The following is a 17,335-nucleotide window of genomic DNA, read 5'->3' as shown; positions in this document are numbered from 1 at the left end:
AAAAAAGAAAAAGCATCATTTCTCTCTAATGAAATCGTAATATATTTATTCATTTTCCGTACTCCTTGTAGAGAATATTATTTATTATATAAAATATTAAATTCTAAATTGTTATATCAGAAAAATAATGGTATGATAAAAATACCGTCCATTGTTAAACCCTCAATCAGCCATTTACTGTAGTGAATGGTACATAGACGGTAAGCCCCCAACTAATGTTGAGGGCTTTTTTTCATATAAATAGGATTAATAAGAAGATTAAATACTTTTTTCGTTCAAAATTTTTATGCAGTTGGTTAAGTAAGAAATCCAGCCTTTGGGATAGGCGGACAATGTTTTCATAACTGTTTCCATTATCATAAGCTTTGTACATGCGCTCTCTCAAAATTTCTATCTGGGTCTCTAAGTCGTCTCTCTCAATCGTGCCTACACCTCCGTATTCTCTCATTTTTATCTCAGTCTAATTATATTCTATCATTGTAAAATTTAGAGTTCATCGATTTTTTTATATTCTGAATAAGGATTAAGTTTTTTTCTTACTCTACCAATACATAAAAAGAGACTGCCGCAGCAGCCTCCTCTCCGTTATTCCATATTCTGTTCAAATACTTTTTTCACTTTCGGTACCACATAATGACTACCGCCCTCGACGTCCTCGATCATCATCGAGAGGAGCAAGTCATTAGTCTCAGTGTTCCAGGCGACAAACCACCCGTTCTCTTGACCATTTTTTACTTCAAGAGACTGTTTCAGCTCAGCGGTTCCAGTCTTTCCAGCAAGGTTGATCCCAGACAGTTGTGGCTCATAGCCTGTCCCTTCTGGGGTTTCGACTACCGCCTTCAAGTCCTCACGAATCGTCGATGCCGTTTCTTGACTGATGACATTTTCATGCCATGCCTGCCCAGCTCCTTCATCTTTCATAATCGTTGGTTTCAATAAAGTACCATTCGTAACAAAAGGCGTATACGTCATCGCTAAGTGAAGGGTGCTCATCTCCACCTGCCCTTGACCATAACCAGTATCAGCAAGCAATACTTCACTGTCGAAGGTGTCTTCATTCAAAATTTGAGAAGAATGGACAGGGTAGGTAAATGGGATGTCTTCCCCAAACCCAAACTCTTTCGTTTCCTGTAAGAATGCTTCTCCTCCAATTTCGAGAATCGCACGTGCAAAGTAAATGTTGTCAGAACGAACAAGTGCATCACGCAACGTGACCTGCTTATCGACAGTTGCTCCATCTACCCTTGTCACAGAATAGCCGCCCCAGCCATCCTGGGTGTACGTTTTATTAGGAATCGACATTTCTTCAGCAGGGTTAAAGGATTCTGTCTTTAAGCCAATCGCCGCTGTGATGGGTTTGAATGTCGATCCTGGTGCATACGTTTTTGTGAACTTATTGATCATAGGACGGTCGGGATTTTCCTGCAGCTCGGTCAGGCGTTCTGTGCTGATCCCGAGCACGAAACGATTGGGATCATAGGAAGGTGAACTGACTAACGCATACACTTCTCCAGTGGACGGATTAATAGCTGCTGAAGATCCGGAATCTCCTTTCAGCTGATTATAGACCGTCTTTTGTAAGTCCGAGCGGATCGTTAGATTGACGTCTTCCCCATCAACAACCTCTTTATCTGCTAGCACTTCTTTTTCGTTCCCTTCGGCATCCTCAATGTACACCTTTCCACCATTTGTGCCTCGTAATTGCTCTTCGAGTACACTCTCCAGTCCAGCTTTTCCGATCTGGCTGGTCGCTGTGTATCCTTCATCTTTCTTTTCCTCCAGCTCATCAGCCGAAATGTCTCCATAGAAACCCGTTAAATGCGCAGCGGCTTTTCCGAGTGGATACACACGTGCGGACTTTTCATTAAATTTGTAGCCTTGTAATTCTTTAATGGCTGCGATTTTTTCTTCATCATTATCAGCTACGGAAGCTAACGGCACAAACGAGTCGGGTTTTACCCATTCCTGATCCAATTTTTGATTAATGGTTGCTACAGAAATATCCAGGATCTTGGCTAACTTCTCTTTCGTTTTTTCCTGGTCTTCCTCTGCTTCTGCCATCCATTCCGGAACAAGGCCGACTTCCTGAATGACTCCATTTATGGCCAGACCCTTTCCATCCTGGTCAAAAATTTCTCCACGTTCGGGAATAAGAGTTGTGGCTTGAACGCGATCCCCCTCTTCCATTCCCGGAAAGATCATCGAAGGATTCCAGTCTACTAACCATTTATCTTCTTCCTCTCCTTCTTGATAAACGAGGGCAGCTTTATGAGAGAATTCAATTTTCCCTGCTATAGAATTCATTTCCGCTTTATAATCGAAAGTTGGCGTTTCTTCTTTATCATACTCCTGCTCTTCCTCAGGAAGTTCATAAGAGATACCCAGTTCATCCATGTTTATTTCTTCATAACTGGCCTTATATTTCTCTTTAAAATCTTCCAAACTGACCGCCTCTTTGGAACCATCGCTGAGAAGGGAATACATCTGTTCATAATCCTGGTTTTCCCATGCCTTCATGTATGCTTGAAACGTATCTTCTGGTTTCGGTTTCTGCGAACAGCTGACTAACGTGAAGATTGCTAGAAATAAAACAAGCGCTTTAAGTAGTTTCATTGTAAGGCTCCCCCTATGTCTTTCTCACAAAGACAATATTTACCTAATTATTAGGTAGTATAACAAATTTCGATAGCTTTCAGCTGTTTCTTTGCTTTTAAACTTGAAAAAAGGCAATGGAGTGAATGACCGATTCAATTTTTTGGTCACCAGGCTAAAAGGTTATGTAATTGATGATGGACAGGGTCACAATTCCTTTTATAGCACTATCCGGTGAAGCTCCTCTTCTTCATAAGAAATCCAATCCCGGCCTTATATACATTGGACGGGATTGGATGATGAATGGTTTCATTCCTTGTTCATTTTTCTACAAAATCTCAAAACTTACTACTCTTCAGCTTCTTCGCATCCAATCTTACAGCTATTTGTTCAATTAAACAGTTACTCTTCATCATCTTTGAACAAGCTTTGTTCGATCGCCAATGTAGTGACGACACACACAATAAACCCCATCGTTATCAGGTTGATAACTATGTTGAACGTCCGTCGGTGATAGATAAACAACCCGTAAACATGGCGATAACTCTAGAATTCCTAGGTACTTTCAATAACGTAGTAATAGTAAACAAAAAACAACACTCCTTATTAATGAAGCGGGCATTCGCTTACTTCAGGGATTCTCTATAAATTCCTACCTTATCTTGAGTTAAATGCGTTTCAAGGATTTCGTTCATCTTGTTGACTGTAAGCTCCGGATCCTCTTGCATCGTTTCATCTGAGTACATGGCTTCTTTTGTGCCGTTCATGTAATCCCTCAGGGTTTCCAATATGGCAATTTCTTTTTCTCCTAGATGACCATCTTCACTTATTGGCGGGAGCTTAAAAGTAAATTCTCCGCTCGATGTTATGCCATACAAAAAATTCGTGGCATCTAAAAAGAAATAAGTATTGTAGATCTCCATATTTATGAAAGTTCTTGCACTATGTAATACGGTGTTTGCCTTCAATAAGTCTTCATCGAGGAGACGGACTGCAGCTACTAAATCTTCGTCTTCAGGTTTTTCTTTAAGCATATAATCAATTCTTCCAATGGAGCTGTCGACAGAGGAATATAAGTGATTGAGAAAATAGTCAAATTGTCGATTCTCCTCTCTTACTTCCTTAGAGTATTGATATCCTCCTACAGCTAAAACCACAAGCACTACTCCCAATATGTAAGCCATTGTTTTTGTTGTTTTATCCTTAAACATCGTTCTAACCCCCTTATTCTTTTGTTATAGCAGCCCTTTTTCTTGCCCGTATCGAATGAGCCCTTTATACGGATCCCCCTGAATATTTAACAACTTACAAAAGGCGTGTTCCGTTTTATATCCTTGCTTTTTAAGAGTGATGACTTTTTCTTGTAAATGAGGACTTTTCTGGAGCAATTCATATTCGATCACCATATGTAAATAGGCATGCTGCTTATGCACAGGCTCTCCCTGGCCGAATAATTCGAATTCAAACCCTTTATAGTGAAAATTAGCCTTAACCGCTTTTTTTCCACCAATTTCTTTTCTTTTTATAGTAAAATGCTTTTTATTTTGATATAACGTTACAAGCTTTTCAACAAAAGGTTTGAAGTTATAGATTTCCATTATGATATCGAGGTCTGATTCGCAGGTGTCGATGCCGAGCGGAACGGTCCCGCATAACACAGGGGTATAGCGGCCTAAATCATTTAAAATATCGAGTTCCATAATAGCTCTATAAGCATCTTGCTGTTTTTTCGTTCCCGTTTTCATCTTTTCAAATAAATCTGCCACCCAACCTCCTCCTCTGAAAAATTATCACTTCCTTCATGCACCGCAATCATTCCAATTACATCCAATCAATTCAATAAAAAAGAGCGCTTCTCTCTAAAGAGATAAACACTCTTTGCGCTAACTGATTAGTCTTCTGAACCGCCACCCCAGTGATTATGTTGACCATAATAGCGGGAAGCCTTATCGAATGCCTCTTCTTTCTTACTTCTTTTCTTCTTATTCATTTCGTCACCATAGAAACGGTTCGTATTCCAGCCCAAAACATCACGAAGCCAGCCGATGAATAGCGGCAAACCTAATAAGGTAAATAATCCAGCTAAAATCCACCCTCCACTAATCATAAATCACAGCCTCCTCATACGTTCGAATTCATTCATACTAAGGATACACTCTTTTTACTTAATTTTCAAAAAATTCCAAGGGTACAGTTCATCATTCTGTAACTATCAAGGATGACTTGATATACTTTCATTAATCGATTCAAAAATCCATATTCGAAAGTGGGAGAGAAATGAAAAATAAAACCATCGGATTTGTTGGTACAGGGGTCATGGGAAGAAGCATGGCTCAGCATTTGATGAAAGCAGGGTTTGAGTTGAATGTATTTACTCGAACAAAAGAAAAAGCAGAAGACCTTATAGAAAAAGGAGCCCGCTGGCAGGAAAGCGTCGCATCATTGGCTGAGAATTCGGATGTAATCATCACCATTGTGGGCTACCCGAGTGACGTGGAAGAGGTTTACTTTGGAGAAGGCGGACTTTTACATAACGCAAAACCTGGTTCGTACGTGATCGATATGACAACGTCCTCCCCTGAGTTAGCTCAAAGAATTGCTGAGGAAGCAAAAAACGCAGGCATCCACGCATTTGATGCGCCCGTCTCAGGTGGAGATGTAGGTGCTAAAAACGGAACGCTCACCATCATGGCCGGTGGAGAAGAACAGCACTTCAATGAAATTCTTCCTGCTCTGCAGGCAATGGGTGAAAATATCGTACTGCAAGGAAACGCCGGGTCTGGTCAGCATACGAAAATGTGTAACCAAATCGCGATCGCTTCCGGGATGATGGGCGTTTGTGAAGCGATTATCTATGCAGAAGAAGCCGGTCTTGATCCGAAAACTGTCCTGAAAAGTATCGAATTTGGAGCAGCAGGAAGCTGGTCCTTGTCGAATCTCGGTCCGCGTATGATAGAGGGAGACTTTGAGCCCGGCTTTTATGTGAAGCATTTTATTAAAGACATGAAGATCGCGATTGATTCGGCTGAAAGGTTACAAATCGCTGTACCAGGTTTGAAGCTCGCAAAAGAATTATACGATCAGCTCAGCCAAGCCGGCGGGGACAACAAAGGGACCCAGGCCTTGTATCAATATTATAAAATGATGGCTTCGGATCGTTAAAATTTGAAAAAGAACTCAGATAACCAGGCGGATTGGTTAAAGCCCAGGATCTGAGTTCTTTTAAGTATGTACAGTGATCCATTAATTTACATTTGTTTTGGTTCTAAAAATCTCTTACCTTTTTGTGAGATCCAACTAAAAGTTAAGACCATCTCTAAATATATCCCCATAGATTTTGTCTAAAGCATCAAATTTCGAATAAACAGAACACCGTATAGTAAAGCTCCCCCAATGATGATGAATAATCCAACCATGACAAATCCATAAACAAACCCTTTACCCATTGATAATAAATCTATAAACATTTGTTTCATCGTCTTTCGTACAAATTCCAAATCCATATTCTCCTTACACAATCATTAAAGAGCAGGTGAAGTAATGTTGCCTCTTTAACGATCCTTCTAATTGTTTACTTCCACCTTACTATTCTTCTCCAACTCATCTATCCGTTCTTCCGGCCCTTTCATTCTTTCGAGAATCCATGCGACAAATAAAAACACGAAGAATCCGATTGGGAATAGAATTCCTAAGCCTGACATCGTCTACTCTCCTTCCCTTCAGTCTACTTTCTCAAAGAACTTGCTTACCTCCTGCTTGAATCGTTCTTTTTCTTCTAAAAAAGGATAGTGGTTACTTTCACGGAAGACGACGAGTTCTGAATTTGGTATAAGCTCACTCATCTCTATTGAATATTCCAATGGACATTGAACATCATGTTCTCCACACAGAATGAGGGTTTTTGCACTGCTCAAATGAAGTTTTCTTGTTACATCGAAAATCTGTAGTTCACGATTGAAGAAATTCAAGCGAGCAGCAGACATTTTCTTATGAATGCTCTTATTGAACAGCTGCTTATACATTTCAGGATGCTTTAAAGATAATTTTGTTCGTTCAATGGAATTGTTTCTTCTTTCTTGTGGTGACAATTCAGGACTTTTTAAAGCGATCATAAGACCTTGCATAAGCTCATAATCCGGATGCTGTTGATTGTAAATACACTGAGGAGACAACGTAGTGTAATCCCTGGCGGCAGCTCCCACTATGACATTCGCCGTCAAACGTTCAGGAAAATAGATACCGTAAATAACGCCTAGAACTCCGCCAATGGAGTGACCTGCGTAACTCCATGACTCCACCTTCATGGCTTCTCTAATAGCCTCCAAATCAAATACCGTTTCCAGCAAACTAAGCTGATAAGGGTGTTCAGCCTTCACAGAGTTTCCTGCTTCCCTCAAGTTCACGAGAAAGACTTGATGACGACCCGTAAAGGTGTCAGCAAAATAATCGCCTGTTTCGTTAAATTCTGAATAGTAATGCGTCACACATAAGGGCGTTCCGCTTCCTTTGTCAAAGACTTCAAACGTTCCCCTTCCTGTGCTGATCAACTTTTTTGACCATAATTCCATTGAAAGATTCCTTTCCCGTCCTAGACTTTTTTCGCCACACACCGCATTTCAGCGAAATCATTAACCACTGTCTTGTCAGGAGCATCCATCACATCCCGTCTCATTCTCTCCAAACCTTCCTGGTATTGTTCATCACTGATAAGAGTCAACACAGAAATGTCGCGATTTTCTGCATACGGCAGGTAGTCTGCCACTTTCACTTCTCCCAATTGATAATCGATTTTTACATCTACTTTAAATCCTCGCTCATTGAGCTGTTCAAAGATCATGACTTTATCCCAAAACCTTTTCTGATCTTCGTTTTGCGCCGTTGGAAAGTAGTGATACAACCACCAGCGAGGCATATCATCAACAGCGATGTTATGCATAAGATAAACACCATTTGGTCTTAAGACTCTATAAATCTCATCTAACGCTTGTTCTTTGTAACGATAATGATGAAAAGCATAAGTATTGGCAATGTAGTCGAAGGATTGTGCTGGATACGGCATGTCTTCCACAAAACCATGAAGGAGTGAAACCTTCTCCAGCTTTTCATTCGCTTTTTCGAGCATTTCTTTAGAAGCATCAAGACCGTTCCAATTAATCTTTTGTTCTGTAAGATGTTTTATCTGATGAGCTAAATACAGCCCCGTCCCACAGGATAAATCCAAGACGTCATAAACAGTGCGATTATTTGTTTTTATGTAATTTTTCAGATGGGGATCAAGTTCAACATTTATACTTCTATACAGATTTTTATCGTAACGAGATGCTAGCTTAGAATAATCCGTTGTTTTCATAAGACCCCTTTCTTCTTCGTATTTTGCTCCCTTCCATAATAGGCTTATAGATGAATAGATTCACGCCTTGGATACCACTTATAAAAGCCGAATATAGTGATGGATAGGAGAGCTGTGGCGATTATCGACATCGCAAGAAGTTCTGCCTTCTCAGGTAAGGACTCTGTCTGCTCTCCACTAAATAATAGTGGTGACAGAAGATGTTGATTCAGAAGAACGATTAGATTACCGAAGGCATGCACAATGATTGGCACATACATTTTCCGGGTTTTCAAGTAGACGATGGATAGAAAAATAGACATTAAAAATGCGCTGAAAAAACTTAGCGGATGGACCATCGTAAATAACACCGAAGTCCCTAATATGCCTTTCAACGCGCCATGCTTTAAGGTGAATTTGTTCAGCATCATGCCTCGAAAGAAGAGTTCTTCAACGATAGGTGCAATAATGACGACCATCATAAATTTTAAAATTAAATTCGTCGGAAGTAGTTGCAATTGTTGTTGAAGTCTTGCATCTGCAATCGGGATTTCATTGAGGCTTGGAGAGGATAGCAGGATACCCATTCCAAGTACAAGCAGCATCGCCGCTGCGGTTAATTTTACGATCGGTACGAAGGCTAATATTCTCATCCAAGGAATCTTCGGCTTTCCATTAGCACTTAAATGCGAGAATTTTATTCTCTTTCTTGATAACTCCATACTGATCCATACTAGAACAAATAAATAAAAGAGAATGTCTAAGACCTCTGTGGTTACTGAGGTGAATTCAAAGGTAATATTCATGAAAAAAACAGGTACTTCCCAGCACAACATAACTGGAATAATAAGCCATAATTTAATGTTCTTAATGCCAACATTACTTTCCTTCATTTAAGTCTTTTGTCCTTACATTTTGGAAAGAAGTTAGCAGTAATAAGACTTATCCTTATGTCGTTCAAGGTAAAGTCTATGATGTTATATGTATTGAGCACGTTCTTCCTCCTTTTTCAATAAATTATGTATTTCCCTTAGTTTACACTACTTTCCACATTCATTCACACGTATAATAAAGAACATGTCATAGATTAGGAGGATTGAACGTGCACAATTTGATTTGCATAACGTGTGGGACTCAGTATTCATCCAGTTTGCAAGAATGCGTCATTTGCAAAGAAGAACGGCAATATGTGAATCCAAACGGACAGGAATGGACGACGCTTGAAGACATGGTAGAGTCCGGAACCTATTCGAACCAGTTCATTTATGACCAGGAAGGGCTCGTCAGTGTGACGACAGAGCCGAAGTTCGGCATCGGTCAGACGGCTTACATAGTAGAACATAACGGATTTCGACTTTTGTGGGACTGTATTGCCTACTTAGATAAGAACACGATAAATCAAATAGCGGCAGAAGGAGGAATCGATGCGATTGCTCTTTCACACCCCCATTATTACACGACACAGGTGGAGTGGGCAGGAACTTTCAATTGCCCGATCTACATTCATGAGGACGATAAGGAATGGGTTCAGCGTCAAAGTGAGCGAATCGTATTTTGGAGTGGAGAAGCAAAGACTCTATCAGATGGTCTCACCCTCTACCGATTAGGCGGGCATTTCTCAGGAGGAGCCGTCCTGCATTGGCAAAACCAAGAGGGTGTCCTACTTACCGGAGACATCATCCAAGTGGTTGCAGACACCGACTGGGTCAGCTTTATGTATAGTTATCCTAACCTCATACCGCTACCACCGGAAAAAGTAAAGCAGATCGCCGAAAAAGTGATGCCTTTGAAATTCGATGAGCTATATAATGCCTTTCATAAAAAGGTTTCAAGAAACGCAAACAGAGCCGTACAGCGATCCGCCCAGCGCTATATCGCGGCTATTCAAGGGGAATGGTTCAACACGTAAACACCAAAAGTCATACGCTCGCTAGAACGTATGGCTTTTTTTCAATTTAGATATTCTCGAGTTTTGGTATAGGCTGATTCCTACTATGGGCTAGTGACCGTTTTTAGAATGAATCGCTCTCGCTGCTTCTTCCTCGTCTTCTTTTTTCACATACACTTTGTATTCCGTTCCAAAGTCATTATAAGACCCACCAGGTGGCGAGGACATATTAGAAGTTGTAGCAATCCTGTATTTAATAGAAGCTGCTTTCAATTTAGATATAACTGTAAAGTAATCCTTTTGACTAAAAGCCGAGTAGACTAACGTTTTCTTGCTTGAAAAACAATACTCTATCAAGTTTGCTATAAAGTTCATCCATACCCTCTCCCTTACCTTAACCTATGCCCTTTTCACCAATATAAACAACGGAGAATTGTTAAATGTCTCGGTTAGACTCTATTTTTATTGAAGAGTTGTCGATCTATTCCACCACACCTCCAAGGACCTCATTTCCCCCTACAATTGTACAAAAAAATGCACAGCCCCCCAAATGGACTGTGCATCCTTCTCATTACATCGCTTGATTGGTTGGTCTAACCACGATTTCGTTAATCGCAATTTCCGCTGGCTCTTCTAAAGCATAGCGGATTGTTCTCGCAATGCTGTCAGGGGTAATGGCTTCTTGATAAAGCTCTTCCACTCCACCTTTGACATCCTCATCAGTAATGGTTGATGTCAACTCAGTGGAGACGGCTCCTGGAGAAATGATTGTTGCTCTGATTTTACTATCTGCGGACTCTTCCATTCTGAGACCGTCAGTAATTGCTCTAACTGCAAATTTTGTTCCGCTGTACACTGCGCTTCCCGGAAAGACGACATGGCCGGCTACGGATGAGATATTGATGATGTGCCCTTGCTTCCTTTCGCGCATATGCGGAAGGACTGCAGATATACCATAAAGCACACCTTTAATGTTTACATCGATCATTTGATCCCATTCTTTTACTTTCTGTTTGTTCAAGTAAGATAACGGCATCAGTCCTGCGTTATTAACGATCGCATCAATTTGACCGAATTCTTTTTGCGTATAAGCCGCAAGTTCTTCCATTTCTTCATAAGAGGTCACATCTGTTGGTTTGTAGATGGCGTTTCCTCCATCATTATTCACTTTATCAGCTAGCTCTTTTAATCGATCTTCACGGCGAGCGGCCAAAACGAGTTTGGCTCCTTTTGCGGAGAGTTCCTTCGCTGTTTCTTCACCGATTCCGCTGGAAGCTCCAGTGATAATAACGACTTGATCTTGTAGAGTTGACACGATATAGCCTCCTAAAAGTTTGTAGATCTAATATTTTGACTTCAAACTTCTAGTTACCTCTACAAGACTCTGCTAAACATAACGCAGCCTATCGATAGGCATCCCCTAACTCTCAAGCATCAAAATAATGCTCGTACTTTTCATAAGACTCTGTTAAAGTTTAATGTTGATATTACGCAAAAAGTAACTTCCATAAAATTGGAAGTTACTTTTTGTATATAGGCTTATTTACTAACGCCCCTTTACTTGAAGACTTGATTTCAAGATATGCTTGAAATGTTATACCACTCTCATTACCCTATTTACACTGACCGATATTACTTTCCAATACAATTGGACCTAACTTTTTTCTTTTGGTATTTGAGAGCCTCACTTGTACCTCTACGTTTTTCATATCCGCTGTAATCAGATCAAATCTGCCTGCCCATGTTGGACTAATTTCTTCAGGAGTAGGATATAGTCTAAACCTCCAACTTATTTCTTCGGGCATATAGGCAAATCCTACATAGCTATCAAAATCCCCATAGTTTGTGGGTTCTGGAAGATGCACAGCAAGAATGCTGATATTAGTCAGAGCAAAACTGGGAGGGGATATCTGTACTTTATATACTATTGCCGTTCCCTTTGCATTTATTAAATTTTCATCAACAGGTTCTAAAACCATACTGCATGGCAAAATTCTGAACCATCATCAATAAGACTCGAAATTGAGATATTAAAAAATGTTATCATACTCTGCTTCAATATCTTTAGACCAATGTTCTTCAATATTAAAATTCACTCTTCCATCACGATACTTTGCTAATGGATCCTCGCTTTTCGAAATACTAATATCTTTTTGATCTACTCTAGGGTATATCCTGTCTTTTCTATTGACGGTTTCTCCATTTACTTCAATCTTTAATGCCACCTCATATGTAAAGGTGTGACCGTCTTGTTGGTTGGTTTCTACAATTTCATAGCTTTTCACTTTATAATCCACTTCTTCTAAGTAGTCCACTTTTTTCATGAAAAATTTTCTTGCTTCTTCTTCAGTAAAAGTTGTTTCTTCCGAGCTGGGCTCTCCAAGGTCATAAATTTTTGAGACCTCATAAACCTTCTCATAATTTTGGTTAACTAGCGCATTGTAATAATCCTCCACAAGCCCTTTGGTGATACGTTCATTAGAATTACATCCAGTTATAAATGTAATTATGAAAAGTGAAATTACGATTATAGGTTTCTTCATTTAACTCCTCCGTCTGTTGTTCGTTTTTTAATTAAGTGGCTGCATCCGTTGGACGAAAGCATTACACGAAAAACTTCCACATTTTTAACATTTTCCACTTAACTTAACAAGTATTCAGTATGTTTACTATATAGTCACTAGAAAATTTTTCTCCCAGTGCACAAGCAAAAAAAGCAATGATCTAATATTAGATCATTGCCTCCATTTCTTTAATACTCGAATTCAATGTTTCTAGTTCAAATTATAAATAATCATATTTCAGCTAGGAATCCATTTAAGTCTGTACTTTAATCCCTACCCCAGTTCCTATACGTTAATAATTAGTAAAATAAAGTGGATAAAAGAATACTGCAAGCATGATGGCAAACCCAGCGTCTGCTCAAGCAGTTTAGAAAGTTAAATACCTTCCATATACCCCGTGTACTTATGTAAAAAAGAAGAGTACTCTATTGAATAATCGCCACTGTTTATTTTAGCCTCGATATCTAAATTTTTTCGCAAGTAACTTTTAATAAATTTCCTCTTCATAGTATTCTTCTAAAACACGCACTCTTTTTTCTAACTTCTTATTTCTAACAGCAGCTTCTACAAAGGACCCAACTGCTACTGCAAATGCAAACCAGGATATTAACCAATCCAACTGAATTGATCGAAAATGCCGTGCCTGATCCTAACTGCTTTATCACTGGTAAATATTGAAGGTCAGGCACCGACATACAATAATCCTGAGTACCACCAACAATGTGTTTATGACCAAGGAATTATGATAATGAGGAGGACGGTTCTTTAGCTTCATGTTGGAAGCGCATCAACCGTCCATATTTTTCGGTGGGGCTTACTTTAATTTCCTAGAGTTAATATACTCCGATACAACAAAAGCCAGGTCATCATTTCCATAAAGAGACAGCATCTCAATCACCGTCTCAGCATCAATATGGTCTGACTCCTTCTTCTTTACAGTCAGCTCCAAAGCTTCCACCAGTTCGTTATTTTTAGCTTGGTACGGATGAGCTTCTTTATAAACAGCTTCAGGATCCAGGTCATGATTGATACACCACTGGGCAAAAAGCAGAATCATCATTTTCTCGTTTTCTTGGTAATTACGAATGACTTCTTCGTCGCGGCTTCGATCCATACAGCATACCTCCTTTGTGAGCGGGGATGTCTAATATCAGTAGTAGATTACCATACCATGATAGCAGATTTAGTTGTAAAACGTGGGGTGGGACTACCTATTGTGAACGATTGGTAGTCCCACCCCATATACTTCCATCTATTGATGCTTCACAGGCCGATTACAATTTCGGCCGTATTCTCTTTCTTGGACTATACTCCACTCCACCGCATCCAGAACGGTTTGTTTAAGTTGTTCTAGTGAAATATCACTCACACGTTTAAAGCAAATACAGTTTTTTCTGTTATTCACTTTGCCAAGGCGCTTTTTGTTATAGACTTGGGCGAGAGTTTAGACATCTTTTTCAGCTGCCACATACATCCAGTATTATTTTTACTGGCTCTGAAAATTTTACTATTGCTCACATAACCATAAAAGCTTGATAAGAGGCATATATTGCAAATACCCCAACCGCCAATTGAAAAAAACCTACGTATGGATATTTAACTTTGTTAAATTCATCAACACTCTTAAGAATCATAAAACACCCTAAAGTAAGCAAAACAAAGGGCATTACCTTCGATGGTTCTTCAGTGAACAATGCGTATCCTGATAGAGAAATCCCTAAAATTAATAGTACAATTTTTGCAACCTTCAAAATATCACCTCATTATTTCTGATGATATTGTCCCTCACATAATTAACACTTTCAATAGGTTAAGAAGTGTTTGTCATTTCATATAATATTCCTTATGCGTCTTAAATACTTTCTTTATCACGAATTCCAGTCTCCCCCTTTACCCAACAGATAAAAAGGAAGAGATTCATCTGTTTGAGAAATGCCCCCGTTACTTGAAGACTTGAAATCAAGATAATATTAATCAACAAACAATCTCCCCAACTGCTACTGCAAACGCAAACCAAGAGATTAACCAATCCAACTAAGTCTCCCTCCCACATAATATATTTTATTGTCTTACTACTCAAAAGCCCCCGTTTGTTTAATTCTCAACTTCGAAACAAGTGAAGATATATCACTAACAGAAATCAAAAAGCGTCTCATTGTGAATGGATTATTATCATTAACATAAATTAAAGTGACTTCTGTTTCAAAAGGGAGAATTAACTAATGATACCTAAAACAATTTTGTCTCTAGTACTCATCTTAATTATACTCAACCCAGTTTTACTTCGAGGTGAATCTAAACAAATAGAAAATGACGTTATCCTTTCATTACTGACCAATAAAATCATTGCCAAACTTTCAGAGGAATTCAACCAAGATACTCAATTTGATTGTGCCAGTGTAACTAAATTAGAAAAGACAGGAGAAAATAATAACCTTTATAGAGTAAGTCTTACTCTGTACACTTTTGAAGGTCCACACAACCCTCCATTCTACAAAGTAAAAATGGCATTCACTAATGATACAGATAACTGGAGATGGGAAGGTTATATTGTAGAAAAAGCACCTTTAGAGCCCAATGAAAAGATATCTTGTAACTAATAACGCATTATATGTCTTAACTGCAGTAAAGCCCCCGTTCCTATAAGACTCAGTTTCAAGATAATTATTCTTAAACTACATCAATCTATGGATAAATGGAGTATTTCATTAGCGTCAGGTGTTTTTAACAATATGGTCTTGTAAGTTCTTAATAAGTCCCCAATAAATTCTTCTTCATCTTCAGTGTTATTAGACTTAAGCACTAACTTCTCAGGCAAAAACACAAGGTATGTACCCAACAAATCATACCAAAGCTCTTCTAAGTATTTTAAATCTCCGTTAGTAATTGATTTCTGCCATATGCTTGAGTTAGAAGGATAACTAATAAAGTTATCAGAAACAATTAATTTAGAGTCAAACCATAATAAATGAAGAGCTGTTACTCTTTTCTTGAAGATTTGGAGAGATATTTCAAATAAGTCGTTTAGAACCGAAACTTTAGGATCACCGCCCGGAATTTTCCTAACTACATTAAGCACTGCCGATCGTCTTTCATTTTCTGTTAACCCTATAATGTCTAAGAAGTCCTCCCAAGTTCCTTCCTCCATAAACCCACCCCTAGTTTTTGCCATACTTAAGATAAGCGACCTATTCTTGAAGGCAAGATCTCAATATATCTTGGAGTATATCTTTATTAAACGCTCCCTGTTAGTTCAATATCAAAAATCTAAGCCAGTCTATAATCTCGCTGAAGAAGAAGGCAAGAAACTTATCATGTATCTTGCACCAAGTTCCTTCTTAACTTTCTCTGTAAGTACTTGACCAAGTTTGTTATGTTCGCTTTCTAGTTCAATGGCATTTGAACGCAACGTATCTGTACTCCATTCAATCCATTTACCATACTGCATAGCCCACTTTATAATTTCATCTTTTAAATTCTCTGATATGGGAACTTCTTCAATATCTAAGTTACATCCACATTGGTTACACCAAATTGGGTCTGTATCAACATCACCTTCTACCTTTAAATCGAATGTATCATTATTCTCACATAAACAACGCATAAGAAAACTCCTTATTCATACTTATGATTATTTTTCACACTTCTTCTTCTTCTGCTGTACCCCTCGATCAGTCATACATTGATTACAGTCCCTATGTCTATGTAATAAGGGCGAGTACTTTTTCAAGCAATCGCCCCCTTTCCTTTAAAATTTAGCCTCAAGGAATTCATATATCATTTATCATTAGTTAAAAAATGTGTAGAATTTTATTTTTCATCGCTGATTCCAAACTTTTTTTCGCTTAGTTCACATACATCTAACGTAAAGGTATAGTCTCTAATATCTCCAATATCTATAAACGTATCTAAATTTTCTACTTGCTTAGGTAATACAACTCTAAATTCCCTTTGAAATTCAAAAAATCTTCTTTTACAAAATAAAGCTGGGATAGGATATTTATCGTATTGTTCTTCGGAAACTGGATGGGGCTCCTTCTGGTCATCATAATACTGAACAAATCCATATCCTAATTTTAACCCATCTTGATTCACATTTCCTAATGTTCTAAAAAAGTCTTGTGGTTGGATAGCTACGACCTTACGTTCACCAAATTGTTCTATTAACTCTTCAGCTACATCTGCTTTAATTTTTCCTATACCATCTGCATCTACGTCAAAGTCTTCTTCCCAAGAAAGATAAGTAAAACAAGAAATAGGTACTAACCTTATCGCATCATTCCTTGTATTAAAAACGCCATGTTTGACTTTATAACTAAGTTTTTGTCCCGTATTTGGATGTGTTAGAACAATAAGACTATCCTTTGGCATATGCCTGCTCCAGGATCCTTCCTTTCTATCTCCAATACCTTTCTCTTTCTGCTCCTTCTCTAGATCAATATAAACACCAGCTTGTCTAAGATGAAGGGTACCATCCAAAAAGGTCTCTACAAACTCTGGTGGAATGAATTTTAGTAGTACTCCTCGTCCGATAAGTTAAACCTCCAAATAATTGTTTTAGATTATATCTCCAATGTACTTCTTAGAATTTATTAATATATTTCACCAATTATCTTTCTAGTTGAACAGAAAGTTACCTACTAAACCAATTAATATCATTAAAATAAAGCTCCCGAACAGAAAATACCCAATCAACTTAATTGGTAAGGGCAACTTTCCTCCACTATTCTTGGGGTAACCTTCGATATTCTGTTTGTGGGCTATAGCATCATTGAACGGTTTATTATGGTTTCCATTACTCATAGACGATTTAGCACCTCCAATATAGAAGTTCAACGAATTTTCTTATTCTCCTCTACGGAAAAAACCCTCATATTAAACATACGAATTAGACTAAATTTAGTTTCAAAACGCTAATTATCTTAAAACTGAGTCTTCAACTAACCTGCCCTATTCTTTAAG

Annotated in this window: 22 protein-coding genes; 3 read left to right on the top strand and 19 right to left on the bottom strand. The window is 38.5% G+C overall.

Annotated features, from left to right (window positions below):
• Positions 1 to 232 precede the first annotated feature (232 nt).
• The 5 genes from LD39_RS23860 to LD39_RS00575 all read right to left on the bottom strand — a co-directional run bounded on the left by LD39_RS23860 (position 233) and on the right by LD39_RS00575 (position 4,699).
• Positions 233 to 448 carry an aspartyl-phosphate phosphatase Spo0E family protein gene (locus tag LD39_RS23860; protein WP_035541716.1) on the bottom strand — a complete coding sequence of 72 codons (216 nt, stop codon included), beginning with the start codon at positions 446 to 448 and terminating at the stop codon, positions 233 to 235.
• Positions 449 to 585: 137 nt separating this feature from the next.
• Positions 586 to 2,613 (bottom strand): penicillin-binding transpeptidase domain-containing protein, encoded by a 2,028-nt coding sequence (locus LD39_RS00590; RefSeq protein ID WP_035541713.1) that lies wholly within the window; start codon positions 2,611 to 2,613, stop codon positions 586 to 588.
• A gap of 605 nt (positions 2,614 to 3,218) precedes the next feature.
• The gene (locus LD39_RS00585; protein ID WP_035541711.1) at positions 3,219 to 3,803 is read right to left on the bottom strand and encodes a hypothetical protein; all 585 of its coding nucleotides are present in this window, start codon (positions 3,801 to 3,803) and stop codon (positions 3,219 to 3,221) included.
• Between the two features lie 24 nt (positions 3,804 to 3,827).
• A complete protein-coding gene (locus LD39_RS00580; protein WP_035541718.1) occupies positions 3,828 to 4,337 on the bottom strand; it encodes a DUF4269 domain-containing protein in 510 nt (169 codons plus the stop codon).
• A 146-nt stretch (positions 4,338 to 4,483) separates the two neighbouring features.
• Positions 4,484 to 4,699 carry a hypothetical protein gene (locus LD39_RS00575; RefSeq protein ID WP_035541709.1) on the bottom strand — a complete coding sequence of 72 codons (216 nt, stop codon included), beginning with the start codon at positions 4,697 to 4,699 and terminating at the stop codon, positions 4,484 to 4,486.
• Positions 4,700 to 4,848: 149 nt separating this feature from the next.
• On the opposite strand from LD39_RS00575, the gene LD39_RS00570 reads away from it, so the two are divergent.
• A complete protein-coding gene (locus LD39_RS00570; RefSeq protein ID WP_081988188.1) occupies positions 4,849 to 5,754 on the top strand; it encodes an NAD(P)-dependent oxidoreductase in 906 nt (301 codons plus the stop codon).
• Positions 5,755 to 5,933: 179 nt separating this feature from the next.
• Here the strand turns inward: LD39_RS00570 and LD39_RS22895 are convergent, their stop codons facing one another.
• From LD39_RS22895 to LD39_RS00555, 5 genes are all read right to left on the bottom strand, one after another.
• The gene (locus LD39_RS22895) at positions 5,934 to 6,089 is read right to left on the bottom strand and encodes a hypothetical protein (RefSeq protein WP_197061368.1); all 156 of its coding nucleotides are present in this window, start codon (positions 6,087 to 6,089) and stop codon (positions 5,934 to 5,936) included.
• A gap of 66 nt (positions 6,090 to 6,155) precedes the next feature.
• Entirely contained in the window at positions 6,156 to 6,293 is a 138-nt protein-coding gene (locus tag LD39_RS22405; protein WP_156112536.1) for a hypothetical protein, read from the bottom strand.
• Positions 6,294 to 6,311: 18 nt separating this feature from the next.
• Complete coding sequence (locus LD39_RS00565; protein ID WP_035541704.1) at positions 6,312 to 7,160, bottom strand: alpha/beta fold hydrolase; 849 nt, start codon at positions 7,158 to 7,160, stop codon at positions 6,312 to 6,314.
• A 20-nt stretch (positions 7,161 to 7,180) separates the two neighbouring features.
• Complete coding sequence (locus LD39_RS00560) at positions 7,181 to 7,942, bottom strand: class I SAM-dependent methyltransferase (protein WP_035541702.1); 762 nt, start codon at positions 7,940 to 7,942, stop codon at positions 7,181 to 7,183.
• A 44-nt stretch (positions 7,943 to 7,986) separates the two neighbouring features.
• Positions 7,987 to 8,814 (bottom strand): CPBP family intramembrane glutamic endopeptidase, encoded by an 828-nt coding sequence (locus LD39_RS00555; protein WP_035541699.1) that lies wholly within the window; start codon positions 8,812 to 8,814, stop codon positions 7,987 to 7,989.
• Between the two features lie 209 nt (positions 8,815 to 9,023).
• Between LD39_RS00555 and LD39_RS00550 the strand changes: the two genes are divergently transcribed.
• A complete protein-coding gene (locus LD39_RS00550) occupies positions 9,024 to 9,830 on the top strand; it encodes a hypothetical protein (RefSeq protein ID WP_035541696.1) in 807 nt (268 codons plus the stop codon).
• A 90-nt stretch (positions 9,831 to 9,920) separates the two neighbouring features.
• Here LD39_RS00550 and LD39_RS00545 read toward each other — a convergent pair whose 3' ends face one another.
• The 6 genes from LD39_RS00545 to LD39_RS00520 all read right to left on the bottom strand — a co-directional run bounded on the left by LD39_RS00545 (position 9,921) and on the right by LD39_RS00520 (position 14,124).
• Positions 9,921 to 10,184: a hypothetical protein gene (locus tag LD39_RS00545; RefSeq protein ID WP_035541695.1), complete on the bottom strand. Its 264-nt coding sequence runs from the start codon at positions 10,182 to 10,184 to the stop codon at positions 9,921 to 9,923.
• 196 nt (positions 10,185 to 10,380) lie between these two features.
• A complete protein-coding gene (locus LD39_RS00540) occupies positions 10,381 to 11,124 on the bottom strand; it encodes an SDR family oxidoreductase (RefSeq protein ID WP_035541692.1) in 744 nt (247 codons plus the stop codon).
• A 298-nt stretch (positions 11,125 to 11,422) separates the two neighbouring features.
• Positions 11,423 to 11,788, bottom strand: coding sequence for a hypothetical protein (locus tag LD39_RS00535; RefSeq protein ID WP_035541690.1), 366 nt, complete (start codon positions 11,786 to 11,788; stop codon positions 11,423 to 11,425).
• A 51-nt stretch (positions 11,789 to 11,839) separates the two neighbouring features.
• Positions 11,840 to 12,352, bottom strand: a complete 513-nt coding sequence (locus LD39_RS00530) for a hypothetical protein (RefSeq protein WP_035541687.1) — start codon at positions 12,350 to 12,352, stop codon at positions 11,840 to 11,842.
• Between the two features lie 835 nt (positions 12,353 to 13,187).
• Entirely contained in the window at positions 13,188 to 13,487 is a 300-nt protein-coding gene (locus LD39_RS00525) for a hypothetical protein (protein WP_035541684.1), read from the bottom strand.
• 400 nt (positions 13,488 to 13,887) lie between these two features.
• Entirely contained in the window at positions 13,888 to 14,124 is a 237-nt protein-coding gene (locus LD39_RS00520; protein ID WP_035541682.1) for a hypothetical protein, read from the bottom strand.
• A gap of 471 nt (positions 14,125 to 14,595) precedes the next feature.
• Here LD39_RS00520 and LD39_RS00515 point away from each other — a divergent pair, with 471 nt between their 5' ends.
• On the top strand, positions 14,596 to 14,973 hold the full coding sequence (locus tag LD39_RS00515; protein WP_035541680.1) for a DUF3888 domain-containing protein: 378 nt from the start codon (positions 14,596 to 14,598) through the stop codon (positions 14,971 to 14,973).
• Positions 14,974 to 15,053: 80 nt separating this feature from the next.
• Here LD39_RS00515 and LD39_RS00510 read toward each other — a convergent pair whose 3' ends face one another.
• The 3 genes from LD39_RS00510 to LD39_RS00500 form a co-directional block, all read right to left on the bottom strand.
• Entirely contained in the window at positions 15,054 to 15,521 is a 468-nt protein-coding gene (locus tag LD39_RS00510) for a hypothetical protein (RefSeq protein WP_035541677.1), read from the bottom strand.
• Between the two features lie 129 nt (positions 15,522 to 15,650).
• The gene (locus LD39_RS00505) at positions 15,651 to 15,977 is read right to left on the bottom strand and encodes a hypothetical protein (protein WP_035541674.1); all 327 of its coding nucleotides are present in this window, start codon (positions 15,975 to 15,977) and stop codon (positions 15,651 to 15,653) included.
• A 206-nt stretch (positions 15,978 to 16,183) separates the two neighbouring features.
• On the bottom strand, positions 16,184 to 16,852 hold the full coding sequence (locus tag LD39_RS00500) for a hypothetical protein (protein ID WP_035541671.1): 669 nt from the start codon (positions 16,850 to 16,852) through the stop codon (positions 16,184 to 16,186).
• Positions 16,853 to 17,335: the final 483 nt, after the last annotated feature.

This window comes from Halobacillus sp. BBL2006, from assembly GCF_000786645.1.
Classification (GTDB): domain Bacteria; phylum Bacillota; class Bacilli; order Bacillales; family Halobacillaceae; genus Halobacillus.
The sequence above is the reverse complement of the archived record's forward strand: the minus strand, read 5'-3'. Positions and strand labels throughout refer to the sequence as shown.

Bases quoted from the DNA above. Each gene is read 5' to 3' on its own strand.
- LD39_RS23860 (WP_035541716.1), bottom strand. From the start codon at position 448: ATGAGAGAATACGGAGGTGTAGGCACGATTGAGAGAGACGACTTAGAG.
- LD39_RS00590 (WP_035541713.1), bottom strand. From the start codon at position 2,613: ATGAAACTACTTAAAGCGCTTGTTTTATTTCTAGCAATCTTCACGTTA.
- LD39_RS00585 (WP_035541711.1), bottom strand. From the start codon at position 3,803: ATGTTTAAGGATAAAACAACAAAAACAATGGCTTACATATTGGGAGTA.
- LD39_RS00580 (WP_035541718.1), bottom strand. From the start codon at position 4,337: ATGAAAACGGGAACGAAAAAACAGCAAGATGCTTATAGAGCTATTATG.
- LD39_RS00575 (WP_035541709.1), bottom strand. From the start codon at position 4,699: ATGATTAGTGGAGGGTGGATTTTAGCTGGATTATTTACCTTATTAGGT.
- LD39_RS22405 (WP_156112536.1), bottom strand. From the start codon at position 6,293: ATGTCAGGCTTAGGAATTCTATTCCCAATCGGATTCTTCGTGTTTTTA.
- LD39_RS00565 (WP_035541704.1), bottom strand. From the start codon at position 7,160: ATGGAATTATGGTCAAAAAAGTTGATCAGCACAGGAAGGGGAACGTTT.
- LD39_RS00560 (WP_035541702.1), bottom strand. From the start codon at position 7,942: ATGAAAACAACGGATTATTCTAAGCTAGCATCTCGTTACGATAAAAAT.
- LD39_RS00555 (WP_035541699.1), bottom strand. From the start codon at position 8,814: ATGAAGGAAAGTAATGTTGGCATTAAGAACATTAAATTATGGCTTATT.
- LD39_RS00545 (WP_035541695.1), bottom strand. From the start codon at position 10,184: ATGAACTTTATAGCAAACTTGATAGAGTATTGTTTTTCAAGCAAGAAA.
- LD39_RS00535 (WP_035541690.1), bottom strand. From the start codon at position 11,788: ATGGTTTTAGAACCTGTTGATGAAAATTTAATAAATGCAAAGGGAACG.
- LD39_RS00530 (WP_035541687.1), bottom strand. From the start codon at position 12,352: ATGAAGAAACCTATAATCGTAATTTCACTTTTCATAATTACATTTATA.
- LD39_RS00525 (WP_035541684.1), bottom strand. From the start codon at position 13,487: ATGGATCGAAGCCGCGACGAAGAAGTCATTCGTAATTACCAAGAAAAC.
- LD39_RS00515 (WP_035541680.1), top strand. From the start codon at position 14,596: ATGATACCTAAAACAATTTTGTCTCTAGTACTCATCTTAATTATACTC.
- LD39_RS00510 (WP_035541677.1), bottom strand. From the start codon at position 15,521: ATGGAGGAAGGAACTTGGGAGGACTTCTTAGACATTATAGGGTTAACA.
- LD39_RS00505 (WP_035541674.1), bottom strand. From the start codon at position 15,977: ATGCGTTGTTTATGTGAGAATAATGATACATTCGATTTAAAGGTAGAA.